Source organism: Bordetella genomosp. 1 (genome assembly GCF_002261335.1).
In the GTDB taxonomy this organism is placed as follows: Bacteria; Pseudomonadota; Gammaproteobacteria; order Burkholderiales; family Burkholderiaceae_B; genus Bordetella.
On record NZ_NEVL01000001.1, the window covers coordinates 455,500 to 478,957 of the forward strand.

Below are 23,458 nucleotides of genomic sequence, written 5' to 3' on the forward strand. Positions count from 1 at the left end.
AAAATGTAGTCTGACACCTTTGTTTTAGGCCCCGCGGACTGCAGTGGTGCTGTCGAACGCGCGGTTCGGGAAATGCAGTCTGACTCATTTTTTCAGGGGGCGCCGCGTCGACTCCACGCAACCCCCGAGGGCCCGTCCTTCTTCATCGCGATGCATCGCTCGGCGCGCGTAGACCCGTCGAAAAGGTGTCAGACTGCATTTATCGAAAAGGTGTCAGACTGCATTTTTCCAGCCGCCCCGCGTGCGCGGAAAATGTAGTCTGACACCTTCGTTTTGGGCGTCGCGGGCCGCTGTGGTGCGGTCGAACGCGCGGTTCGGAAAATGCAGTCTGACTCCATTATCAGAAAATGCAGTCTGACTCATTTTTGGGCGCTCCTTTTCGGGCGCGCTCTTCCTGCGAGCGGGTGGCGGATGCGGCGCCAGGGGAAGCGGGAGTCAGTCGTCGTCGAGCGAGAGGCGGCTGGTGGCGCGGTACATGCGTTCCAGGCGCAGGGCCTCGGCGGCGAGGGCGTCGCGGGTGTCGGCGGGGGCGTCGCGCCACGCGTCGTAGGCCGCCATCAGCTCGCGCTTGATCTGCTGTTGCGCGGGCGTGATGGGGCGGCGATGGCCCTCGCGGTACATGACCAGCCGGCGCGCGAAGTTCGAGCGCGCCTCGGCCAGCGAATAGTCGCCGTTGGGGCCTCCGCGCACCTCGGCGGCGTCGGTTTCGCCCTGGCCGTCGTCTTCCCAGTCGCACAGCAGGCAGATCTCGAAATCGGCGCCCTGGTCCAGCGTGGGGTAGCCGCAACAGGGACAATCGGCACGCGTGAGCGGGGTCAACGGCATGAGCATCGGGCGCTTGCGGCGCGGGTCAGAGGTGGTCTTGGAAGAAGGCCTTCACCGACGCGTTGAGGCGCTGATGGAAGGCCTGGCGATCGAAGCCGGCGGCGTCGCGGCACAGGCTCGGCAGCTGCTTGCGCTGCTGCGCCGCGCAGGCCGGCAGGAACGCATGATGGCTCGCCTGCTTTGCCAGATGATAGTCCGGGTCGCGCGGCAGGTTGCGTTGCAGTGCGGTCACGTCGGACGGCACGATGCCGTCGCCGCCGAACTGCGAGGCCCAGATCTGCACCGGCACGTCCACGCGCGCCAGCCCCGGCCGCGAAAACAGATTCAGCGGGTCGGCCAGCACGATGGCCTTCACGCGCGGGTCGGGCTCCGGCAACACCGGCCAGGCGCGCCGCGCGATCTCGCCGCACCACGGAATACTGGCCGCGCCCTGGCAGAACGGCGTGAGCAGGCTCAGGTCGGGCTGCGCGCCCGCCAGCACCAGCGCGTCATAGCCGCCGCGCGAATAGCCGAACACCCCCACGTTGTACGGGATCAGGTGGCTCGCGTAGCGCCAGTGCTCGGTCATGAAATCGATCAGGCGGCTCAGGTCGCCCGGGCGGCTGGCGAACACGTCGAGGTGGCCGCGCCGCGCCATGTCGTGGGCGTTGTCGCCGCGATGCTCGATCGCCGCCACCACGAAGCCCGCGCGCGCCAGCGTCTCGGCGGTGTCGCGATGGCCCAGGTACGAGCCCCCGCTGCCGTGCGAGAGGATCACCAGCGGCCATTGCCGATGCTTGGGTGGGTCGCAGGCCAGCAGGCCCTGCAACGTCGTCGGGCCCAGCGCCGCCGCGCCCTGGGGTGCGGCGCAGGGATACCAGACCGCGCCGGCCAGCGCCGGTAGGCCCGCCGCCGGGGGAATCCGGATCAGGCCGAAGCCGGTGGCGTGCGCCGCCGGCAGGAGCGCCAGCGCGGCCAGCCACAGCAGGAGCGCGCGGAGCGGGCGCCACCGCGCGCGCGGCGGGCGAGCGGCCGGGCAGGGCGATCGATCGAGACGGCGGGGGCGGGGCGCGGCGGGGCCTGGGCGCGCCGCGGAGAGAGCATGGAGATTCCCGGGCATGACGACGAGGTGACGAACTGCGGACCAGCGGGCAGCGTAACGGACGGGCCCGCCCCGCCAATCCGCCGATCAAGCCCGCATCCGGGCCGGTCCACGGCGTATCGGGCCCGCGTGGGGCCGTTTACGTTGTCAGTCCGGTTTACAGGGCGGCCATTGCGCCGTTAGGATGATCCGGCGAGCCGCCGTGCGTACGCGCGGCCGGCCGTGTATCCGAAGGAGAGCTAGCGGTGGATCCTGATCGTTTCAGTCATCCGCATGCCCGGGTGGAACTCTCCCCCGAGGGCGTGGCCACGGTGCGTATCGTGGATGCGGGCAGTCTCAACATCCTGGGCAGCGCGGTCATCGCGGGCCTGACCCAGGCCTTCAACGACCTGGCCGGGCGCGCCGCGGTGCGCGTGGTGATCCTGCGAGGCGACGGCGAGCGCGCCTTCGTGGCGGGCGCCGACATCAGCGAGATGGCGACGCTCGACAACACGCGCGCCCAGCGTTTCATCGCGGGCCTGTGCGAGCTGTGCGACACGGTGCGCTTTTTCCCCGTGCCTGTGATCGCCCGCATCCCGGGCCATTGCCTCGGCGCCGGGCTGGAGCTGGCGGCCGCCTGCGACCTGCGGCTGGCCGGCGACGCGGCGCGCTTCGGCATGCCCGAGGTCGAGGTCGGCATTCCGTCGGTGATCCATGCCGCGCTGCTGCCCGCGCTGATCGGTGCGGCGCGCGCGCAGTGGCTGCTGCTCACCGGCGAGTCCGTCGACGCCGCCACCGCCCAAGACTGGGGACTGGTGCACCGCGTGCTGCCCGACAGCGAGCTCGACGGCGCCGTCGCTGCGCTGGCCGCGCGGCTGGCCGGCTTCGGCCCGCAGGCGCTGCGCCAGCAAAAGCGGCTGCTGCGCCGCTGGGAAAAAATCAGCGTCGACGAGGCGATCGCCGACAGCGTGGCGGAGTTCGGCGCGGCCTTCGACACGGGCGAGCCGCAGACCCACATGCAGGCCTTTCTCGCGCGCAAGGCCGCGCGCTGAGGTCCGGCGCGGCAGCCTGCCACCGGCTCAGGCCGGTGGCGCTTCCTGGATCCGCAACTCCGCCGCCAGGCCACCGCCCGGCCGATTGGTGAGGAGCAGCGCCGCGCCCACGCCGGCCGCGAGCTGGCGCGCGATCGCGAGCCCGAGCCCGGTGCCGCCCGTGCCGCGGTTGCGCGAGGCCTCCACCCGATAGAAGGGCTGCAGCACCGCATCGAGCTCGGCCTCCGGAATGCCCGGGCCGCGATCGAGCACGTACACCGACACATCCTGCGGCCCGCGGCGCTCGACGCGCACCTCGGCGCTGCCGGCGAACTTCAATGCGTTGTCGATCAGGTTGCCGAGCACGCGCCGCAGCGCGTGCGGGCGGGTCGCGAGCGGTCCGCCGGCCTCGCCCGCGAGCGTGACGTCGCGCCCGGTGTCCTGGTAGTCGCACACCAGGCTGTCGAGGAACGCGGCCAGGTCGATGCGGGCCGGCGCCTCCTGGTTGCCCTGCGCGCTGCGCGCGTAGTCGATGCCTTCGCGGATCAGGCGCTGCACCTCGTCGAGGTCCTGCTCGAACTTGGTCTTCTCGGCGGAGTCGTCCATGAACTCGGTGCGCAGCTTCATGCGCGTGATGGGCGTCTGCAGGTCGTGCGAGATCGCGCCCAGCATGCGCATGCGTTCGGCCAGGTGCGCGCCGATGCGCGCCTGCATGGCGTTGAACGCGGCGCTGGCCTGCGCCACCTCGCGCGGGCCGGTCTCCGAAAGCGGCGGCTGCTTGCGTTCCAGGTCGATGCCGTCGGCGGCGTGCGCCAGCCGCGTGAGCGGCCGCACGGCCAGCCGCACCGCCAGCCAGGCGCACAGCACCAGCAGGCCGAGCTGCAACGCCAGCACCAGCGGCAACCAGCGGGCCAGCGGCGGCATCTGCAGATGGATGTCGAGCACCGCCTTGCCGCCGTCGCCCAGCGTGACCTCGGCCTGGATGTGGCGCGGATCGCCGGCCATCGCGCGGATGCTCAGCGGCCGCTCCTCGTGCAGCGCCGCGGCGATCGCCGCGGCCGCGCTGCGCGCTTCCGGCAGCGTCAAGGGCTGGTCGGCCTCGGCCGGGCCGAGCAGGTATTGGCGATTGCCGTTGGACAGGCGCGCCAGCCAGGCCGGGCGCTCTGCTGCCGGCAGCCGGTCGAGCACGTCCATCGCCACGGCCACGTCGCGCTCGAGGTCGCCCAGCATCATGGTGCGGGTGGCGTCGTAGCGCTCGTAGAACAGCAGCGCGAACGACATCGTGTGCGCCAGCACGAGGCCCGCCACGAAGATGAGAAACAGGCGGGCCACGAGGGTGCGCGGCCAGGGCCGCTCGAGCGTCAGGCGCATGGCGTCAGTCTTCGCTCACCTCGACCGCGGCGGAAAACACATAGCCCTCGCTGCGCACGGTCTTGATGTACATGGGCTCGCGCGCGTCCTCGCCCAGGCGTTGGCGCAGGCGGCTCACCAGCAGGTCGATCGAGCGGCCCATGAAGTCGGCCTCGCGGCCCTGCGTGAGGTTCAGCAGCTGATCGCGATTGAGCACCCGCTGGGGATGATCGAGAAACACGCGCAGCAGCCGATATTCGGCGCCGCTCAGCGCCACGATGGTGTCGTCGGGGTCGAGCAGGTGGCGCGCGGTGGTGTCGAGCCGCCACTGCCCGAAGCGGATCTGCTGCGCCGATTCGGTCACCTGGAAGTTCGGCGGTAGCATGCGCGTGCGGCGCAACACCGCCTTGATGCGCGCCAGCAGTTCGCGCGCCACGAAGGGCTTGACCAGATAATCGTCGGCGCCCATCTCCAGGCCCAGCACGCGATCCATGTCGTCGCCGCGCGCGGTGAGCAGCAGCACCGGGATCCTGCGGTGCTTGCCGGCGCGCAGCTCGCGGCACAGCACCAGGCCATCGTCGCCGGGCATCATGATGTCGAGCACGATCAGGTCGACCGCCGTGCTGGCCAGCTGCTGCCACATCTGCCGGCCGTCGGCGGCGAAGGTCACGTTCAGGCCGTTCTTGCGCAGGAAATTGCCGGCCAGCTCGCGGATCTCGCGATCGTCGTCGACGATCAGGATGTGGTCCACAGGGTCCATTGCTTTGCCTCGGATGCTCGGTCGGCGGCACGGTGCCGCCCTGGGAGACGAATGTAAGCCAAGCCGGCGCCGTCGAGAAGGCCGCTTTGTATGCCAGTGTATCGACCTCCCCGGCGCGACAAACCGGCTTGCAGGGCGCTCAGTCGCTTTCGTCTTCGCCGGGCCGGCGGGCGCGCGGCTGGCTGCTCGCGATCAGCTCGCATTGCAGCGGCCGCACCGCCTCCACGCTCAGTCCGCCGAACAGCAGCAGCATCACCGCGATCAGCCGTTTCATGAGGGCGCTCCCACCGGAAGGCGCGTGCCGCCATGGCAGGCGCCGGCGCAGGGCGGGCAGGGCTTCGGTGCGTTCATGGTCGCTCCTTCGGAGGGGGATGAGCGCGTTATACCGGGCCCTGCGGCCGCCTGTGTGTCGCACTGTACCGGCCGCCCGCAGGCGATACACGCGCTTGAAAAAAACCCGTTTTGCGGCACAGCCCGGATACGTGCGGCGCGTGAAATGCGTTCCATCGACAACCCGATCGGAACGCCACCATGGACATCGTCAGTTCCCCCGTTGCGCTGCTGGCAGGCATGCTCACCGTCGCTTCGCCCTGCGTCCTGCCGCTGCTGCCCATCCTGCTGGGCTCGTCGGTCGAGCAATCGCACCGGATGCGTCCCGCCTTCGTGGTGGCCGGCTTCGTGCTCGCCTTCGCCGCGCTCGGCATCGCGCTCAGCCTGCTCACCAGCATCAGCACCGGCACGCACGAGGCCGTGCGCAACGTATCGGTCGCGCTGCTGGCCGTGTTCGGCCTGATGCGCATCTGGCCGCAACCCTATGACTGGCTGATGGCGCGCATCGGCGGGCCCATCTCCCGGCTCGCTGCCGTGGGCGACCGCGCCAGCAACGGCAACGCGGGCGGCTTCCTGCTCGGGCTCTCGCTCGGCGCCGTCTGGACGCCCTGCGCCGGCCCGGTGCTGGCCTCGATCCTGGTGCTCGCCGCCAAGGCGCAGGACCTGGGCCATTCCAGCCTGCTGCTGTTCTGCTACGCGCTGGGCGCAGGCATCCCGATGCTTGCCATCGCCTATGGCGGCAAGGTCGCCGCGACCCGCGTGCGCGGCATCGCCCGACACAGCGTGACGCTGCAGCGCCTGTTCGGCCTCCTGCTCGTGCTCACCGCCATCGCCATCCACTTCCAGTTCGACGTGCAGGCCTACGCCTGGATCGCCAACCTGTTCCATTGACCCGCAAGGAGACCACCATGTTCAAGACCCTCAAGCATCTCGCCCTCGCCTCGCTGCTGTCGTTCGGCGCATTGCAGGCCCTGCCCGGCGCCCATGCGGCCGGCAGCCCCATGCCCGCGCCGGAGTTCACCGGCATCGAGAAATGGCTCAACAGCGAGCCGCTCACCCTGGCAGGCCTGCGCGGCAAGGTCGTGCTGGTCGACTTCTGGACCTACACCTGCATCAACTGCATCCGCACGCTGCCCTACGTCACCGACTGGTATCGCAAGTACAAGGACCAGGGCCTGGTCGTGGTGGGCGTGCACACGCCGGAGTTTCCGTTCGAGCGCCTGACCGCGAACGTGGAGAAAGCCATCGGCCGCTTCGGCATCACCTATCCGGTCGCCCAGGACAACAAATACGCCACCTGGGACGCCTACCGCAACATCTACTGGCCCGCCGTGTACCTGATCGACAAGCAGGGCAACGTGGTCTATCGCCACTTCGGCGAGGGCAACTACAAGGAAACGGAGGCGGAGATCGTGCGGCTGCTGGGCGAGCAGGGGTGAGCGGCTGGCTCGCGGGGCAGGGCGCGAGCGCGCCCTGCCGTAAGATGCGGGCGGTGTGACCTCTCGCTTCCAAGGACTCCGCAATGAACCCGCAGCATCACGACCATCGCATCGACAACATCGAGTTCAACGTCGCCGACATCGCCCGCAGCAAGGCGTTCTATGGCGAGGTGTTCGGCTGGACCTTCACCGACTACGGGCCGACCTACACCGAGTTCAGCGACGGGCGCCTGCAGGGCGGGTTCACGACGGGCGAGGCGGTGCGGCCCGGCGGGCCGCTGGTGATCCTGTATGCGGACGACCTCGAGGCCACGCAGCGCCGGATCGAAGCCGCCGGCGCTCGCATCAGCCGCGCGACCTTCGCGTTTCCGGGCGGCCGCCGCTTCCATTTCATCGATCCCGACGGCTACGAGCTGGCGGTCTGGACGGCGGCGCAGTAAACCGCGCCGGCCCGCATCGCGCGCACCACGCGCGAGCGGGTGCTCGAGCAAGACAACGCGCGGGCCTCGCATCGCGCGCCCCAAAAGCCGCAAGCCCTCGCAGCATGGCGCGGGCTTGCGGCTCTGGAGGGGCGCGTCGTTCGCGCCGGGCACGCGTCAGCGGATCTCGAAGTCCACCGCGATGTTGCCCTGGATGGCCCGCGAGTACGGGCAGGTCTGGTGCGCGGTGTTGACCAGCCGCTGCTTCTGCTCGTCGGCCAGCCCGGGCAGGGTGATCGCCAGCGTCACGGCCAGTGCATAGTGGGCGCCGCCGGCGGTCTTGCCCAGCGACACACTGGCGTCGATCGCCACGCCAGCGGGAAACGCGATGCCGTGGTGGCCCGCCGCGAGCTTGAGCGCGCCCATGAAGCAGGCCGAATAGCCCACGCCGAACAGTTGCTCGGGATTGGTGCCGGGCCGGCCGGAGCCGGGCGGGGAAAGGCGCACGTCGAGCGCGCCGTCACTGCTCTTGCCGCTGCCCTCGCGGCCGCCTTCGGTGTGGGTGTGGGCGGTGTACAGCACGTGCTCCAGGGTCGTCGTCATGATGGCTCCTCGGTGGGTGGGTGGAAGGAAACGACCCACGCATTGCACCAGCGCGCTGTATCGGGGATGTGTGCGCACGCAACGATCCTGCGTCCGCAGGTATCCCGCGCGGGCGCCGCATACAGTGCGATACGAAACGCAGGCAGCGGCGCTGCCGGACGTCAGCGCGGCGCGGCGACGGCAATGCCGAGCGCCGCCAGGGCCGCGGCCACGCCGGGCGCGGGGCTGGCCAGCACCGGCACGCCCGCGGGCCAGCCAGCCGCGGCCGGCGCCATCGAGGCCTGCGCCAGCACCACCACGTCGGCGCCCGCGCGGGCGCGTGCCGCCGCGGTGCGGACGGCGTCCAGATAGGCGGGCAGGTCGCCCGCCTCGAAATGCGGCCAGGCGTCGTGCACCAGAAAATCGCGGATGACGACGTCGCGGCCGGCGCGGCGGGCCGCATCCTCGAGCAGCGCGCGCGTGGGCGCGAGCGTGCTGGCGAGCGCGGCCACCAGCGCGATGCGGGGGCCCGACGCCACGGCCTCGGCGGCCATGGCACGGTCGATGCGCTGGACCGCGTAGGGCCGGCCGGTGAGCGCCTCGGCCAGCGGGCCGAGCGTGGAGCAGGTGCACACCACCAGCCGCGCCTGCGCCGTCGCGGCGGTGTCGTCGAGCGCCTGCGCAAGCGCCGCGCGCACCGCGGGCGTGGGCCCCTCGGCGCGGGCCCGCGCCAGCAGGTCCGCATGCACCGCATGATGGGCCTGCACGCCAGGCGCCAGGCGCGCGAGCAGCGCCGTGAACGGCGCCACGTGCGCGGGCGAGGTGTGCAGGAAGGCCAGCGCGGCCATGCTCAGTGGCCGGCGTGCAGATCGGGATTGAGCGTGCCCCAGGCCGCCGTGCGCACGATGGCTTCCACCACGCCGCTCTGCGAGTTGCGGCGGAACAGCAGGCCATGCTGGCCGGACAGCGACACCGCCTTGACCACCATGCCCTCGGGCATCAGCACGCGGGTGCCGGCGGTGATGTAGCAGCCCGCCTCCACGACGCAGTCGTCGCCCAGCGCAATGCCCACGCCGGAGTTGGCGCCCAGCAGGCAGCGCTTGCCGATCGAGACGACCTGCTTGCCGCCGCCCGACATGGTGCCCATGATGGAGGCGCCGCCGCCGATGTCGCTGCCGTCGTCCACCACCACGCCGGCGCTGATGCGGCCCTCGACCATCGAGGCGCCGAGCGTGCCGGCGTTGAAGTTGCAGAAGCCTTCGTGCAGCACCGTGGTGCCGGGCGAGAGATAGGCGCCCAGCCGCACGCGGCCGGCGTCGGCGATGCGCACGCCCGGCGGCACCACGTAATCGGTCAGGCGCGGGATCTTGTCGATGCCGTAGATGTCGAGCAGCTGGCGCGCGCCGCGCAGTTGCCAGCGCAACGATTCGACCTGCTCGACCTTGCACGGGCCGGCCGAGGTCCAGGCGGCATTGTTGAGTACGCCGAACAGGCCGTCCACGTTGACCTCGTGCGGGCGCAGCAGGCGGTGGCTCAACAGGTGCAGCCGCAGGTAGACGTCGTGCGGGTCGCGCGGGGCGTCGGCGCAGCTGGCGATGTGGGTGCGCACGGCCACCACGTCCACGTCGCGGCGCGCATCGGTGCCCAGCCCGGCCAGCGCGTGCTCGCCCAGTTCGGCGCGCACCTCGTTGTCGCTCAAGCGCTCGGTGCCGGAGGCGGGCAGCGGCTCGTCGAGCAGGCGCGGGCGCGGATACCAGGTGTCGAGCACCGTGCCGTCGCGTGCGATGGTGGCGATACCGCAGGCCACGGCGCCGATGGCGCGCGGTTCGGGGCGTTCATAGGCAGGGACGCTCATGGCGTTCTCCGGCAGGAAGAGGGCGGGGCATGGCAGGCGCCATGCCCCCGGTCAGATTACGCCAGGTCGCGCAGCAGCAGGTGCCAGAAGCGCGCGCGCATCTCCAGCGTGGACACCAGGATGTACTCGTTGAGCGTGTGCGCGCCGTCGCCGTCGGCGCCCAGGCCGTCGAGCGTGGGCACGCCCAGGGCCGAGGTGAAGTTGGCGTCGCTGCCGCCGCCCGTCATGGGCGCGTCTTCGAGCGGGAAGCCGGCTTCGGCGGCATAGCCCTGCACCAGGGCCAGCAGCGCGGCCGATTCCGGCGTCTTTTCCATCGGCGGGCGGTTCAGCTCCACGTCGATGTCCAGCTCCACGTCCGGACCCACGGCGCACAGCTCGCGCATGCGGCGCAGCACGTCCTGCGCGGCGCCCATGTCGGGCACGCGGAAGTCGACCACGCAGCGGCACAGGGCCGGCACGGTATTGGTGGTGGTGCCGCCGGCAATGGTGCCCACGCTCACGGTCACGCCGCGGTCGTAGTCGGTCATGGCCTCGAGCGCCAGCACCTGGTGGGCCATCTCGCGAATCGCGCTGCGGCCCTTCTCGTGCTGCATGCCGGCGTGGGCCGGACGGCCCTTGACGCCCAGGCGCAGCATGCCGGTGCCCTTGCGCGCGGTCACGCACTTGCCGCCGTTGGGGCGGGCCGGTTCGCACACCAGGCCGTACTTGGCCTGCTTGGCGTAGTGCTCGATGTGCTCGCGCGAGGCGTGGCTGCCGGTTTCCTCGTCGGGCACCATCAGGAAGTCGATCGGCAGGCGGGTACCGTTCTTGCCGGCCAGGCCGGTCATGCCGGCCAGCGCCAGCACGATGCCCGACTTCATGTCGTAGGTGCCCGGGCCGTAGAGGCGGTCGCCGTCGATGCGCACCGGGTTGTCGTTCAGCGTGCCGACCGGATGCACCGTGTCCAGGTGACCCAGGATCAGGATGCCGGGGCGGGTGTCGCCATGCTCGCGCGTGGTGGCGTAGACCATCGGGCCGACCTGCGCGCCCAGCGGCACGACTTCCACGCGCATGCCCACGGCGCGCGCCTTCTCGGCGGCCAGGTGGGCCATGGCGGTGACGCGCTCGGGCATGTGCGAGGGCGACTCGCACTGTGCCCAGGTCTGGATGTCGGAGACGAGCTGATCGGTGTTCGGAAGCGAAGACATGGTTTACGAGGCTCAGGAAGTAAAGGGGGGTTCAGGCGACCTGGTCGCCGGCAAGACGGGCCAGGGTCGCGGCGTCGGGCATGCCGCCGTCGAACCACAGGCTGGCGGCCACCGCCGACATGGCGCGGCCGTCGTGGCCGATGCCCGGCACGGTCTGCAGGGTCCAGTTGAACGGCACGCCGCGGCGCTCGGCCTCGCGCTTGCCGGCGTCGAAATAGAACTGCGCGCGGGCGTAGCGGTGCGGGCCCTGTCGCAGCGCTTCGGGCTGGCTCGGCAGGTTGGGGTCGTCGGTCGCGGTGTCCTGGTCGCCGGCGAGAATGGTCATCGGGTAGGCCAGCAGGCGCTCCACGTGCGCGTCGGTCAGGCCGACGCCGCCCATGCCTTCCGGATAGCGCAGGTCCAGCGTGGGCAGCGTGTACCAGCCCGGATTGCCGGCCGTCACGGCGGCAAACGGCTCGTGCGACTGGCTGCTCATCAGGCGATGGACGAACTGGCCGCCCGCCGAGTGGCCGAACAGGTACACCGGCTTGGCCAGCGACACGTCCGAGGCGCGCAGGTCGGCCAGCACGCGCGCCACCAGCGCGTAGGTCCAGCCGTCGATGTGGCGCGGGTTGCCCGAAGGCGTGAAGACGCGGCCGTTGTTGTAGCTTTCGACGCCGGGCCAGATCTCGTCGGAGAAGGTCAGCGCGACGATCAGCAGGCGATGCTTGTCGGCGGCCGGGATCCAGAAATCGCGGTATTCGTCGCCGTTGCGCAGCACGCCGTGCTGCACGATCACGACCGGATCCTCGGGCTGGTAGCCGTACGGACGGTAGGTGTTGAGCGTGAACGGACGATCGGCGTTGCGGTCTTCGTCGATGTACGGAAAGCTGTTGCGGCCGGCATGGCCGAGTTCGATGGCGATGCGTTCGGCGTTGGTGAGTTCAACGGGCTTCATGATCAGGCAGTGGCCTCGTTCAGGTGGCAGGCCGACACGTGGCCCGGGGCGATGGTTTTGAGCTCGGGCACCTGCTCGCGGCAGCGCGGCATGGCGTGCGGGCAGCGCGGGTGGAAGGTGCAGCCCGAAGGCGGATTCAGGGGCGAGGGGATCTCGCCCTTGATGGGGGTGAACTGGCGGCCGCGGCGGCCCACGTCCGGCACCTCGGCCATCAGGGCCTGGGTGTAGGGATGGTTGGGACGGGCGAAGATCTCGCTGGCGCTGGCCTGCTCCACGATGCGGCCGAGATACATGATGGCGACGCGGTCGGAGATGTGGCGCACCACGCCCAGGTCGTGGCTGATGAACAGATACGTGAAGCCGTGCTGCTCGCGCAGGTCCATGAACAGGTTGATCACCTGCGCCTGGATCGACACGTCGAGCGCGGCCACGGGTTCGTCGCACACCAGGAACTTCGGCGCCACCATCAGCGCGCGGGCGATGCCGATGCGCTGGCGCTGGCCGCCCGAGATCTGGTGCGGGAAACGGTCGCGGTATTCGCGGTCCAGGCCCACCTCGGCGAGCGCGCGGTCGATGCGGCCGGGGATCTCGGCCTTGGGCGCCAGCTTGTGCACCTTGAGCGATTCGCCCAGGATCTGGCGCAGGCGCTGGCGCGGGTTCAGCGAGGCCTGCGGATCCTGGAAGATCATCTGCACGCCCAGCGTGTAGGCGAGCTTGTCGGCGCCGCGCAGGTCGTCGACCGGGCGGCCCTGGTACAGCAGCTCGCCCTCGGTCTGGTGGTGCAGGCCGGCCACGACGCGGCCCAGCGTGGACTTGCCACAGCCGGATTCGCCGACCAGGCCCACGACCTCGCCGCGCGCGAGACTCAGCGAAACGCCGTTGACGGCGTGCACGGTGCGCTTGTCGATCGGCCGGCCGGCCAGCGCCAGGATGCGCTGCGCGACATCGGGACGGTTCTCGAAGCGCTTGTGGACGTTGCGCAGTTCGATGACGGGAGTTTCGGCTTGGGTCATGCGGATACGGTCTCGCTGGCGATGGGCACGTAGCAGCGGTAGCTGCGCGAACCTTCGGTGGTGATGGCCGGCGCCTTCTCGGTACAGCGCGGGATCACGTTGGGGCAACGCGGGCGGAACGCACAGCCCGAGGGGCGCGCCGAGAGGCTGGGCGCCATGCCGTTGATCTGGTGCAGGCGCTCGCCGGGCTGCGTCTGGGCCGGCATCGAGTCGAGCAGGCCGCGCGTGTAGGGATGGCGCGGATTGTCGAGGATCTCGTCGACCGGACCCACTTCCACGATGCGGCCGGCATACATCACGGCCACGCGGTCGGCCAGTTCGGCGACCACGCCCAGGTCGTGGGTGATCCAGATCAGCGCGGTGTCGTGCTCGCGGCAGATCTGCTGCATGCGGTAGAGGATCTGGCCCTGGATCGTGACGTCGAGCGCGGTGGTGGGCTCGTCGCAGATGATCAGGTCGGGGCGGTTCAGCATCGCGATGGCGATGGCCACGCGCTGGCGCATGCCGCCCGAGAACTCGTGCGGGAAGCTGTGCAGGCGCTTCTGGGGCGAGGGGATGCCCACCATCTCGAGCGCCTCGCGGCAGCGCTCCAGCGCCTGCGCCTTGGACACCTTGGCGTGGGTCTGGATCGCCTCGATCATCTGCTCGCTGATGCGCAGCACCGGGTTGAGCGTCATCAGCGGATCCTGGAAGATCATCGCGATGCGGTCGCCGCGCAGCTGGCGCATGCGCTCCTCGCCGGCGGCGCGCAGGTCCTCGCCCTTGAAGCGGATCTCGCCCTCCACCACTTCTCCCGGTGGATCGATCAGGCCCAGCAGCGAGAAGCCGGTGACCGACTTGCCCGAGCCCGATTCGCCCACCAGGCCCACGATTTCGCCGCGGCGCACGGTGAGGTCCACGCCGTCGACGGCCGGCCAGGCGCCGGCTTCGGTATGAAATGCGGTGCGCAGCCCGCGCACGTCCAGAAGAATGTCGCTCATGCTCGTCGCGGATCCAGGGCTTCGCGCAGGCGGTCGCCCACGATGTTGATGGTGAGGATGAGGAGCAGCAGGGCCAGGCCGGGGAACATGCTGATCCAGTAGTCGCCCGACAGCAGGTACTGGAAGCCGTTGGCGATCAGCAGGCCGAGCGAGGGCTCTGTGATGGGCACGCCCACCCCGAGGAACGACAGCGTGGCTTCGAGCGCGATCGCGGTGGCGATCTGGATCGTGGCGAACACCATCACGGGGCCCATGCAGTTCGGCAGCAGATGCACCAGCATCACGCGCCAGGCGGGAAAGCCCAGGTTGGCCGCCGCCTCGACGTATTCCTTGCGCCGCTCCTGCAGCGCGCGGCCGCGCATGATGCGGGCGTAATGCGCCCATTGCACCACCACCAGCGCCAGGATCACCTTGTCGACGCCGCGGCCCATCATGGCCAGCAGCACCAGCGCGACCAGGATGGTGGGAAAGCCCAGGATGAAGTCGACCAGGCGCATCAGGATCGCGTCGACCACGCCGCCGACGTAGGCGGCCACCAGGCCGACCAGGCTGCCGATCGCGGTGGCCAGCACCACGGCCGACAGGCCCACCATCAGGCTGATGCGCAGGCCATAGAGGATGGCGCTCAACATGTCGCGGCCCTGGTCGTCGGTGCCGAGCCAGTAGAAGCCGCCGTCCATCATGGGCGAGCGCGGCGGCAGGCGGCCGTCGAGCAGGTTCAGGTTGGCGAGGTCGTAGGGATTCTGCGGCGCGAAGTAGGGCGCCACCAGGATCAGCACCACCAGGATCAGGAGCGCCAGCGCAGAGCCGCGCACCGTGGGACGCGCATGCAGCTTTTTGAGGATCTTCGCGCGCTGGGGCGTGTGCTCAAGCGGCGGCATGGTCCGGGTGCGGCCGGGATTGGGTTGGGAGGACATGTCGGAACCTTATTGAGCGGGGGCCACGAGCTGCACGCGCGGGTCGAGCGCGGCGTACAGGATGTCGACGACCAGGTTGATCACCACGAAGATCAGCGTGACCAGCATCACGTAGGCCACCACCACCGGGCGGTCGAGCTGGTAGACGCTGTCGATCAGCAGCTTGCCCATGCCGGGCCAGGCGAACACGGTCTCGGTGATGGTGGAGTAGGCGATCAGGGTGCCGAACTCCATGCCGATCACGGTCACGACGGGGATCAGGATGTTGCGCAGGATGTGGCGGCGCACGATGCGGCCGGGCTTGATGCCCTTGGCCCGCGCGAACTTCACGTAATCCTGGGTCTGGGCCTCGGCCACGCCGGTGGCGGTCATGCGCAGCACCAGCGCGATGTTGGCCAGCGCCAGGTTCACCGCCGGCATCATCACGTGCGACCAGCCGTCGGCGGTGAGGATCGAGAACGGCACGCCGAAGACGCTGACCGTGTCGCCGCGGCCCGACGAGGGCAGCCAGCCCAGCCACACCGAGAACATCAGGATCAGCATCATGCCCTGCCAGAAGTTGGGCAGGGAGAAGCCCAGCACGGACGAACCCATGATGGTGCGGCCCAGCGGCTTGTCGCGATGCAGGCCCGCGACCAGGCCGAGCGGGATGCCGATCACACAGGTCAGCGTGATCGCCACCAGCACCAGTTCGAACGTGGCGGGGATGCGCTGCACGATCAGCTGGATGGCGGGAATGCCGTGCACGAACGAGGTGCCCAGGTCGCCGTGCAGCGCGCGCCACAGGAAGCCGGTGTATTGCTGCCACACCGGCAGGTCCAGCCCCAGACGCGCGATCATGGCCTGGCGCGCCTCTTCGCTCGCCTCGGGGCTGACCAGCAGCTCGATCGGATCACCCACGGCGTAGACCGCGAGAAAGACCACCAGCGACACCGCCAGCAGTACGAACAGGCTCTGGATCAACCTGCGCAAGATAAACAAGGCCACGTTATGGATTCCTGGGTGGTCTCAACACGGCGCCGGTCCGGGACCGGTCGCCAACGAAATGCACGGCGGCGCGCATCAAATAAAACAAGGGGTCAGGCGATTTCCTGGGCCAGCCGCACCACGGTCACGCCGGGGCGCAGATTGCTCAGCGACGGCATGATCAGGACGCAGCGGTCGTAGGGCGTGACCACCGGCTCGCCATCGGACCAGCCGATCACGGTGCCGGCCTGCGCAAGGCATTCCAGCCCCTTCCAGGGCTGGGCAAAACGGAAATCGGTGCTGCGGGCGGCGATGGCGTGCGTGACGCGCAGCGCCTGCTGGCGGGCCGCGGCGGGTTGCAGCCAGCCGGCCGGGATGTCGGCGGCGTCGACGCAGCCCGAGGCCGGCAGGAAGCGCGCGAGCTGGTCGAGCGCCACGTCGCGGCTGGCGGGATCGCCGTGGAAGCCGCATTCGATCAGCAGCGAACGGGCCTCGGGGTCGCCCTCGACGGCGAAACGGCCGTGGTCGCGCAGGCGCACGCCGGCGGCATGGCCGGCATCGGCCACGATACAGGCCGGATTGCCCAGCGCCAGCGCCAGCTCGATGTTGCGCGGCGCCAGGCCGGTGAGCTGCAGCGGCACGTCGGCATTGCTCATCGAATGGAAGTCGAGCAGCCAGTCGGCCTGCGCCACCCAGGGCGCGAGCTCGCGCGCGCGGGTGACGTCGGGCGTGTTGCTGGCGTCGGCCAGCCGTTCGGCGCTCCAGACCCGGTTCATGTCTTCTTCGACGAAGCGCGACGCGGCGTAGTTCGCCGCGTCGAAGCGGTCGAAGGCGGCCAGGTTGCAGAAGGCCAGCGTGAGCTTGCCGCGGCGCGGCGCCAGGCCGGCGGCCAGCAGCGCCTTCAGGGCCCAGGCGCCGCACAGCTCGTTGCCATGGATCAGCGCGGTGACGAGCACGTGGCGGCCGGCCACGCCCGAATCGAAGTGCCAGACACCCGGCGTACCGGTATTGCCCACGCGCTCCTGGCGCAAGTCCGGACAGGGAAGCTCGAAGGGGCGGGGCGTGGCGGGGGGATGGGCGGCAGACATGAAAACTCCGGCAAAGCACAGCGATTGTAATGGGGTTGCACAATCGCCCTGCCAAAAGGCAAGGGCGCCGCCTTCTGGCGGCGCCCTTCATGCGGGCAGCGCGGGGCTGCCCGGGTCATGCTTACTTCTTGTCGGCGGGTTTGACCGACATGGCCAGCGTGTACTGATCGCGGCGACCTTCGTAGGTCAGGCCCTTCTTGAACGCCCAGATGGTGCTCTCGAAGTGCAGCGGCACCAGCGGCACGTTGTCGAGCGCGATCTGCGTGGACTGCTGCAGCAGCTTCTCGCGTTGCGCCGGATCGACGGTCACGATGGCCTGCTGGTAGACCTTGTCGAAGTCGGCGTTGGAGAAACCGCCGTAGTTGCTGGTGCCCAGGCCCTTGGGCGAATCCAGCGAGGCGACCCACAGCTGGAACAGGCCCGACGCTTCGCCCACTTCCGAGGGCCAGCCGCCCATCGAGAAGCTGAACTCACGCTTGGCGCGCTTGGGGAAGTAGATCGAGGCGGTCATGGCGTCGACGTTGGTCTTGATGCCCACGCGCGACAGGTACTGCGCCACGGCCTGCGCCACCTGGCCGTCGTTGATGTAACGGTCGTTGGTGGTGGAGATCGTCAGCTCGAAGCCGTTCGGGTAGCCCGCTTCGGCCAGCAGCTTCTTGGCGCCTTCCGGATCGAACTTGATCTCGGGGGCGTTGGGCACGCCGCCGAACATGCCTTCGGGCATGTATTGGTTGGCCTGGGTGGCCACGCCGTCCATGATGCGGGCGACGATGGTCTTGCGGTCGATGGCCATCGAGATGGCCTTGCGCACGCGCAGGTCCTGCAGCGGGTTCTTGCCGTCGGCGGCCTTCACGAACGGGCTCTGGGCACGGCCGATGTCGGGCTGCAGGAAGATCAGGCGGGTCGAGGGCGTGGCGATGTAGCCGTAATTGGCGTTGCTCTTGATGCGCTGCAGGTCGCGCGCGGCCGGGTTCTCGATCACGTCGAAATCACCCGAGAGCAGGCCGGTCAGGCGCGGGCCGGCATTGGGCACCGGCACGAACTTCACGTCCTTCCAGGCCGGCTTGTCGCCCCAGTAGTTGTCGTTGCGGGTCAGCTCGATGCCGGTGCCCTTCACGTACGACTTCAGCAGGTACGGGCCGGTGCCGATGGCGTCCTTGCCGTTGTTGAAGTCGGCCACGGTGGGCCACTTGCCGGTCACGCCGCAACCCTTCTTCGGGTCGAACGTGAGCTTGCCGTGTTCGACGATGCCGTTCCAGATGATCGGCAGGCTGCGCGCGAATTCGGCGGGCAGCAGCGGCAGCGGATCGGCGGTCTTGATGATGACCGTGTGGGCGTCCGGCGTCTGCACGTCGGAGATGCGCTTGGTCGTGTCCATGTACGACTGCGAGATGTTGGTCTCGTTGTTCAGCGTACGGCAGATGGTGAACAGCACGTCTTCGGAAGTGAACGGCTTGCCGTTCGAGAACTTCACGTCGTCGCGCAGCTTGAATTCCCAGGTGGTGTCGTCCAGCGGCTTCCACGAGGTGGCCAGCGCCGGCTTGAGCTTCATGTTGGCGTCGCGGCCCACCAGCGAGTCATAGACGTGCGCCGCGAAGGCGTCGTTCTGCGTCTGCTTGTGATAGTGGGGATCGGCCGAGGTCGGCTCGGACGACAGGGCAATCTTGATCGACTGGGCCAGGGCCGCGCCGGCGGGCACGGTGGCGATGCCGACGCCCGCGGCCAGCAGGGCCAGGGTGGTGCGCAACTTCATGAGGGAGACACTCCGGGTATACAAGGCCCGGATTATCGATACCCCATTTACACGTTGTCAACGCACGGCACCCCCGGCATGGACACCCGGATTCCGTCCTCATAGGGGAAAAACGGGGTCATATCAGGGGAAACCCCGGCTCGGCGCGAGAAAAAGGTGACGCAAGAGGGGAGGGGGAGGGGCGTCGCACCCGGCGATCACCGGGTGCGGCGCGGGCGGCGCCGTGGAGGGAGAGAGCGGCAACCGCGCCATCCGGGCCGGGTGTGTTGCGCAGACCTTGCAACGGATGGGAACCACCCCCGGGACTTCGCGCAGCGGCGCGTACGGTCCCGGGGTCCTGCAACTGCTGCCGGGGCGCCTTGCACGCACTTCCGGGTCATGCCACTACAACAACAGGTACTGCTTGATGCGACTGCGTTTACTGCCACTGCGACTTGCGGTGCTGCGTACTGCGGGTCCTGCAACTTCGTCTTGCGGGTACGGCGTACTGCATTACGGCAACTTCAACTGCGGGTCATGCGAACTGCCACTTCAACTGCTGGGAGCGATTTACTGCACCTGCGGTAATGCCACTTCAGACTGCGTACTGCACTTCGACTGCGGGTACTGCCACTCATCCGCGCGCCGCCGGAGAGTGCGGCGCGCCGGGGTGGCTGATGCGATGCTGCCGGCATCGGCCACCGTTACTGCAACCGCCAGAGGCGGGTACTGCCTAGGAAATTCGGTTCGAACCGGTCGACCGGATTACCACTGCGAGCCGCTGTAGCGGGCGCTTTGGGCGCGGGCGCGGTTCATCGATTCATTCACTTCTTCCACGAAGTCGAAGAACACGGCGACGGCGTGGGCGATCTTGGCACCGGCGGCCTTCAGGGCGGCCAGGGGGTGGGCGTCGGGTTGCGATTCCATCGCGCCGCGCAGCAGGTCGCGTTCCAGCGAGTCGGTCAGGCGGGCGTTTTGGTTCAGGGTCAGGTCGGTCATGGTGTGCTCCAGTGATGTGTCGTCTCGGTAGAAACCATTATAGGGATAACCCTAGGCCATCGCAAGAACATTCTAGGGGTTTTCCCTAGGGATGTTGTAAATAGCCATTTCTCGAGGCGAAACAGGCGCTTGGGCCGGTGACCGAGGCTTTTAGGGACAGGTCGAAGCCAGGCATGGGAGGGACGCGGGTGGCCCGCGCAGGCGGCACCGCGCCCCGGGCGAGGGCGGTTGTCTATATAGAGAGCAGGGAGGGAGGCGGCCGGGAGGGCGGGGCGGCGCGGGCCGCCGTCCCGGCGTGGCGCAGCGGCCGACGCCGCCGCGACGGCCCTGCCTCAGCGGCCGTTGCGGATCGCGCGGGCGGCGTCGGCCAGCTCGCCGGCCGTCAGGCCGATCGGGCCGATGCCGGCGCGCACCAGGGCGTCGGCGGCCGCGCCATGCAGCCAGACGGCGGCCGGCACGGCGGTGGCGGGCGGCAAGCCCTGGGCCAGCAGCGCGCCCAGCATGCCGGCCAGCACGTCGCCGGTGCCGGCGGTGGCCAGGCCCGGATTGCCCGAGGTGTTGATGAGGCAGCGCTGGCCGTCCGGCGCGCACACCAGCGTGCCCGCGCCCTTGAGCACCACCCAGGCCTGGTAATGGCGCGCGAGCGCCCGGGCGGCGTCGGGGCGGCCATTCTGCACTTCGGTGGTCGTGTAGTTGAGCAGCCGGGCCGCTTCGGCGGGGTGCGGCGTGAGCACGACCGGCCCATCGCCCCAGGCGGGCGTGAGCGCGCCGCGCGCCAGCAGGTTGAGCGCGTCGGCGTCCAGCACCATCGGCGCGTCGCCACGCGCGGCAAACACCGCCGCCAGCGCGCTCACGGCCTCGGCGCCCATGCCGATGCCGCAGCCCACCGTCCAGGCCGACACCGGCAGGCCGGCGTCGAGCAGGTCACGCGCGCTGCGCACCATGAGCTCGGGCTGCAGCGGGTCGCAGGGCAGGGGCGAGGGCTCCTGCACCAGGCCCACCAGCACCTTGCCCGCGCCCAGCCGCAGGCCGGCGCGCGCCGCCAGCAGCGCCGCGCCCGTCATGCCGGCGGCGCCACCCACCACGGCGAGCGTGCCGTAGGTGCCCTTGTGGCCGTCGGCCGCACGCGCAGCGAACAGCGCCGGGAAGTCGTCGCGGGAGATCGGCGTGGCGGCGGGCGAGGGTGTTTGCGGCATGAACGTTCCGGGCTGGCGCATCGTGGGCTTTCCACTATAGTGCCCCAAAACGACCGCGGCCCGCAGGCCGCCACAGACCGGGCGCGGCGCGCCCGCGGGAGAGACGCATGACGCAAGCCAACCCGGACGCGGGCCTGCCCGGCCTCGATCATTACGCACGCTACGAGGCGCTCAAGTTCCGGCGTCATCCGCACGGCGTGCTCGAGCTCGTGATGGGCGCCAAGGACGCCTCGGGCAAGCTCTCCACCGCCGATCACCGCATGCACCGCGAGCTGGCCGACGTGTGGCGCGACATCGACACGGATCCCGACACGCGCGCGGTGGTGATCCGCGGCGAGGGCAAGGGCTTTTCGGGCGGCGGCGACCTGGGCCTGGTGCAGGACATGGCCGACGACTTCGACGTGCGCGCCCGCGTGTGGCGCGAGGCGCGCGACCTGGTCTACAACGTGATCAATTGCGGCAAGCCGGTGGTGTCGGCCATGCATGGCGCGGCGGTGGGCGCGGGACTGGTGGCCGGCCTGCTGGCCGACATCTCCATCGCCACCCCGGATGCGCGCATCATCGACGGCCACACCCGCCTGGGCGTGGCGGCCGGCGACCACGCGGCCATCGTGTGGCCGCTGCTGTGCGGCATGGCCAAGGCCAAGTACTACCTGCTGCTGTGCGAAACCGTGACCGGCGCCGAGGCCGAACGCATCGGCCTGGTGTCGCTGTGCGTGGAGCAGGACCAGCTGCTGCCCAAGGCCTTCGAGATCGCGACGCGCCTGGCCACCGGATCGCAGACCGCGATCCGCTGGACCAAGTATTCGCTCAACAACTGGCTGCGCCAGGCCGGCCCCACGTTCGACACCTCGCTGGCGCTCGAATTCATGGGCTTCGCCGGCCCCGACGTGCGCGAGGGCGTGGCTTCGCTGCGCGAAAAGCGACCGCCCGCGTTCGGCACCGACGCGCCGTTCTGAGACCTGCGGTCAGCCCTTGCGCGCGGCGAAGAAGCGCGCAAAGGCGGCCTGGGCCTCGTCGCTCTGCAGGCGCGCGCGGAACTGGCGCGCCTCTTCGTCGAGCGTCTCGTGCAGTTGCGGGCGCAACGAGCGCTTGAGCAGGGCCTTCGACACGCGCAGCGCCGCGCGCGGCTGGGCCGCCAGCCGGGCCGCGGTTTCCTGCGCCCGCGCCAGCGCGCCGCCGGCCGGCGTGACCGCGTTGGCCAGGCCGTGCGCCAGCGCCTCCCGCGCGCCGAACTTGTCGCCCAGCAGCAGCCACTCGGTGGCCTGGCGCGCGCCCGCGATCTGCGGCAGCAACAGGCTGGAGCCGCCCTCCGGGCACAGGCCCAGCGCCGCGAATGGCAGGCGCAGCACGGCGCCCTCGGCCACGTAGACGAAATCGCAATGCTGCAGCAGGGTCACGCCCACGCCCACCGCATTGCCCTCGACCGCCGCGATCACGGGCGCGTCCAGGTCGATCAGCGCGCGCAGGAAGGTGAGCGCGGGGCTGTCGCCCTCGGGCCGGTCGGCCTGGAAGTCGCGCAGGTCGTTGCCCGCCGTGAAGTGGCCGCCCGCGCCGGTGAGGATGACGGCCGCGACGCCGGGGTCGCCCGCGGCCTCGCGCAGGCCGGCCGTGAGCGCATCGTAGGCCGCGCGGTCGAGCGCGTTGCGTGCCTCGGGCCGGTCGATGGTGAGGGTGAGGACGGCGCCGTCGCGCGCCTGGCGCACCGGGCCGCTCATGCGAAGGTCCGGGCGGCGAGGGCCGCGCGCGCCTGCTCGAATTCGCGCGCCAGGTTGTCGACGATGGTGGCGGCCGGCTCCACGCTGGCGATGCTGCCCACGCCCTGGCCCGCGCCCCAGATGTCTTTCCACGGCTTGGCCCGGCCGCTGCCGAAGTTCGACGCGCCCGGGTCGGGCTGGGGCAGGTTGGCCGGATCCAGGCCCGCGTTGACGATGCTGGCCTTGAGGTAGTTGCCGGGAATGCCGGTGAAGAACGGCGTGTACAGGATGTCGGAGGCGCTGGCCTGCACGATGGCGTCTTTGTAGCCCTCGGAGGCATTGGCCTCGGCGCTCGCGATGAAGCGCGTGCCCATGTAGGCGAAGTCGGCGCCCATGGCCAGCGCGGCCAGCACGTCGGCGCCGGAGGTGATCGCGCCCGACAGGATCAGCGGGCCGTCGTAGAAGCGGCGCACCTCGTTGACCAGCGCAAACGGGCTCAGCGTGCCGGCGTGGCCGCCCGCGCCCGCGCACACCAGGATCAGGCCGTCGACGCCGGCCTCCAGCGCCTTTTCCGCGTGGCGCAGCGTGGTCACGTCATGGAAGACCTTGCCGCCCCAGTTGTGGATGCCGGCCACCAGGTCGCCCGGCGCGCGCAGGCTGGTGATGATGAAGGGCACCTTGTGGCGCTCGCACTCGGCCAGGTCGTGCTCGAGCCGGTCGTTCGATTGATGGATGATCTGGTTCACCGCGAACGGGGCCACCACCGCCCGCGGATGCGCCTTGCGGTGGGCCGCCAGCCCCTCCTGGACCTCGGCGAGCCAGTCGGCCAGCAGCGTCTGGGGGCGGGCGTTGAGCGCGGGGAAGGAGCCCATGATGCCGCTGGTGCTCTGCGCGATCACCAGCTTGGGATTGGACACGATGAACATCGGCGACGCGATCACCGGCAGGCGCAGGCGGCCGTAGAGATCGTTGACCAAAGCGTGCGGAGTCGTCTCGGCGCGGGCATTCATGGGGCGTTCACCTGTGCGTAAGAGGTCGGAAGAGAGGTTGTGGAAAGCGCGGGCGTGACGCCGAGGGTAACCCCGGACGCGGCCG

At 70.0% G+C, this 23,458-nt stretch carries 25 protein-coding genes; 5 read left to right on the forward strand and 20 right to left on the reverse strand.

What is annotated here, in order from left to right:
• Window positions 1-435: 435 nt before the first annotated feature.
• Both CEG14_RS02080 and CEG14_RS02085 read right to left on the reverse strand, forming a co-directional pair.
• Window positions 436-831 carry a CPCC family cysteine-rich protein gene (locus CEG14_RS02080; RefSeq protein WP_094824688.1) on the reverse strand — a complete coding sequence of 132 codons (396 nt, stop codon included), beginning with the start codon at window positions 829-831 and terminating at the stop codon, window positions 436-438.
• Between the two features lie 19 nt (window positions 832-850).
• Window positions 851-1,924 (reverse strand): alpha/beta hydrolase family protein, encoded by a 1,074-nt coding sequence (locus tag CEG14_RS02085; protein ID WP_094824689.1) that lies wholly within the window; start codon window positions 1,922-1,924, stop codon window positions 851-853.
• A gap of 227 nt (window positions 1,925-2,151) precedes the next feature.
• Here CEG14_RS02085 and CEG14_RS02090 point away from each other — a divergent pair, with 227 nt between their 5' ends.
• Complete coding sequence (locus CEG14_RS02090) at window positions 2,152-2,937, forward strand: enoyl-CoA hydratase (protein WP_094824690.1); 786 nt, start codon at window positions 2,152-2,154, stop codon at window positions 2,935-2,937.
• Window positions 2,938-2,964: 27 nt separating this feature from the next.
• On the opposite strand, the gene CEG14_RS02095 is transcribed toward CEG14_RS02090, so the two are convergent.
• The 3 genes from CEG14_RS02095 to CEG14_RS26545 all read right to left on the reverse strand — a co-directional run bounded on the left by CEG14_RS02095 (window position 2,965) and on the right by CEG14_RS26545 (window position 5,300).
• Window positions 2,965-4,287: an ATP-binding protein gene (locus tag CEG14_RS02095; RefSeq protein ID WP_094824691.1), complete on the reverse strand. Its 1,323-nt coding sequence runs from the start codon at window positions 4,285-4,287 to the stop codon at window positions 2,965-2,967.
• Between the two features lie 4 nt (window positions 4,288-4,291).
• The gene (locus CEG14_RS02100) at window positions 4,292-5,026 is read right to left on the reverse strand and encodes a response regulator (protein ID WP_094824692.1); all 735 of its coding nucleotides are present in this window, start codon (window positions 5,024-5,026) and stop codon (window positions 4,292-4,294) included.
• Between the two features lie 139 nt (window positions 5,027-5,165).
• Window positions 5,166-5,300 (reverse strand): hypothetical protein, encoded by a 135-nt coding sequence (locus CEG14_RS26545; RefSeq protein ID WP_256985559.1) that lies wholly within the window; start codon window positions 5,298-5,300, stop codon window positions 5,166-5,168.
• 257 nt (window positions 5,301-5,557) lie between these two features.
• Here CEG14_RS26545 and CEG14_RS02105 point away from each other — a divergent pair, with 257 nt between their 5' ends.
• From CEG14_RS02105 to CEG14_RS02115, 3 genes are all read left to right on the forward strand, one after another.
• Window positions 5,558-6,247 (forward strand): cytochrome c biogenesis CcdA family protein, encoded by a 690-nt coding sequence (locus CEG14_RS02105; RefSeq protein ID WP_094824693.1) that lies wholly within the window; start codon window positions 5,558-5,560, stop codon window positions 6,245-6,247.
• A gap of 17 nt (window positions 6,248-6,264) precedes the next feature.
• Entirely contained in the window at window positions 6,265-6,795 is a 531-nt protein-coding gene (locus tag CEG14_RS02110; protein WP_094824694.1) for a thioredoxin family protein, read from the forward strand.
• 83 nt (window positions 6,796-6,878) lie between these two features.
• Window positions 6,879-7,235, forward strand: coding sequence for a VOC family protein (locus CEG14_RS02115; protein ID WP_094824695.1), 357 nt, complete (start codon window positions 6,879-6,881; stop codon window positions 7,233-7,235).
• A gap of 156 nt (window positions 7,236-7,391) precedes the next feature.
• On the opposite strand, the gene CEG14_RS02120 is transcribed toward CEG14_RS02115, so the two are convergent.
• The 13 genes from CEG14_RS02120 to CEG14_RS02180 form a co-directional block, all read right to left on the reverse strand.
• Entirely contained in the window at window positions 7,392-7,817 is a 426-nt protein-coding gene (locus CEG14_RS02120; RefSeq protein WP_094824696.1) for an organic hydroperoxide resistance protein, read from the reverse strand.
• Window positions 7,818-7,978: 161 nt separating this feature from the next.
• Window positions 7,979-8,644, reverse strand: coding sequence for a hypothetical protein (locus CEG14_RS02125; protein WP_094824697.1), 666 nt, complete (start codon window positions 8,642-8,644; stop codon window positions 7,979-7,981).
• A gap of 2 nt (window positions 8,645-8,646) precedes the next feature.
• Window positions 8,647-9,651: a 2,3,4,5-tetrahydropyridine-2,6-dicarboxylate N-succinyltransferase gene (gene dapD / locus CEG14_RS02130; RefSeq protein WP_094824698.1), complete on the reverse strand. Its 1,005-nt coding sequence runs from the start codon at window positions 9,649-9,651 to the stop codon at window positions 8,647-8,649.
• A gap of 56 nt (window positions 9,652-9,707) precedes the next feature.
• A complete protein-coding gene (locus CEG14_RS02135; RefSeq protein WP_094824699.1) occupies window positions 9,708-10,838 on the reverse strand; it encodes a M20 family metallopeptidase in 1,131 nt (376 codons plus the stop codon).
• A 31-nt stretch (window positions 10,839-10,869) separates the two neighbouring features.
• Complete coding sequence (locus CEG14_RS02140; RefSeq protein WP_094824700.1) at window positions 10,870-11,775, reverse strand: alpha/beta hydrolase; 906 nt, start codon at window positions 11,773-11,775, stop codon at window positions 10,870-10,872.
• Window positions 11,776-11,777: 2 nt separating this feature from the next.
• Window positions 11,778-12,788 carry an ABC transporter ATP-binding protein gene (locus tag CEG14_RS02145; RefSeq protein WP_094824701.1) on the reverse strand — a complete coding sequence of 337 codons (1,011 nt, stop codon included), beginning with the start codon at window positions 12,786-12,788 and terminating at the stop codon, window positions 11,778-11,780.
• Complete coding sequence (locus CEG14_RS02150) at window positions 12,785-13,768, reverse strand: ABC transporter ATP-binding protein (protein WP_094824702.1); 984 nt, start codon at window positions 13,766-13,768, stop codon at window positions 12,785-12,787. Before CEG14_RS02150 ends, CEG14_RS02145 begins: the two co-directional genes overlap by 4 nt.
• Entirely contained in the window at window positions 13,765-14,685 is a 921-nt protein-coding gene (locus tag CEG14_RS02155) for an ABC transporter permease (protein WP_094824703.1), read from the reverse strand. Before CEG14_RS02155 ends, CEG14_RS02150 begins: the two co-directional genes overlap by 4 nt.
• Before the next feature lie 9 nt (window positions 14,686-14,694).
• Complete coding sequence (locus tag CEG14_RS02160; RefSeq protein ID WP_094824704.1) at window positions 14,695-15,672, reverse strand: ABC transporter permease; 978 nt, start codon at window positions 15,670-15,672, stop codon at window positions 14,695-14,697.
• A 92-nt stretch (window positions 15,673-15,764) separates the two neighbouring features.
• Window positions 15,765-16,739 carry a succinylglutamate desuccinylase/aspartoacylase domain-containing protein gene (locus tag CEG14_RS02165; protein ID WP_094824705.1) on the reverse strand — a complete coding sequence of 325 codons (975 nt, stop codon included), beginning with the start codon at window positions 16,737-16,739 and terminating at the stop codon, window positions 15,765-15,767.
• Window positions 16,740-16,860: 121 nt separating this feature from the next.
• Entirely contained in the window at window positions 16,861-18,492 is a 1,632-nt protein-coding gene (locus CEG14_RS02170) for an ABC transporter substrate-binding protein (RefSeq protein ID WP_094824706.1), read from the reverse strand.
• A gap of 744 nt (window positions 18,493-19,236) precedes the next feature.
• Window positions 19,237-19,470, reverse strand: a complete 234-nt coding sequence (locus CEG14_RS02175) for a hypothetical protein (RefSeq protein ID WP_094824707.1) — start codon at window positions 19,468-19,470, stop codon at window positions 19,237-19,239.
• A 332-nt stretch (window positions 19,471-19,802) separates the two neighbouring features.
• A complete protein-coding gene (locus tag CEG14_RS02180; RefSeq protein ID WP_094825254.1) occupies window positions 19,803-20,666 on the reverse strand; it encodes an NAD(P)H-hydrate dehydratase in 864 nt (287 codons plus the stop codon).
• Between the two features lie 107 nt (window positions 20,667-20,773).
• Between CEG14_RS02180 and CEG14_RS02185 the strand changes: the two genes are divergently transcribed.
• On the forward strand, window positions 20,774-21,625 hold the full coding sequence (locus CEG14_RS02185) for an enoyl-CoA hydratase/isomerase family protein (protein ID WP_094824708.1): 852 nt from the start codon (window positions 20,774-20,776) through the stop codon (window positions 21,623-21,625).
• Window positions 21,626-21,634: 9 nt separating this feature from the next.
• Here the strand turns inward: CEG14_RS02185 and CEG14_RS02190 are convergent, their stop codons facing one another.
• Together CEG14_RS02190 and CEG14_RS02195 are read right to left on the reverse strand one after the other, a co-directional pair.
• Window positions 21,635-22,384 (reverse strand): enoyl-CoA hydratase-related protein, encoded by a 750-nt coding sequence (locus tag CEG14_RS02190; RefSeq protein ID WP_094824709.1) that lies wholly within the window; start codon window positions 22,382-22,384, stop codon window positions 21,635-21,637.
• A complete protein-coding gene (locus tag CEG14_RS02195; RefSeq protein ID WP_094824710.1) occupies window positions 22,381-23,373 on the reverse strand; it encodes an NAD(P)H-dependent flavin oxidoreductase in 993 nt (330 codons plus the stop codon). The genes CEG14_RS02190 and CEG14_RS02195 overlap by 4 nt, the downstream gene beginning before the upstream one ends.
• Window positions 23,374-23,458 lie beyond the last annotated feature (85 nt).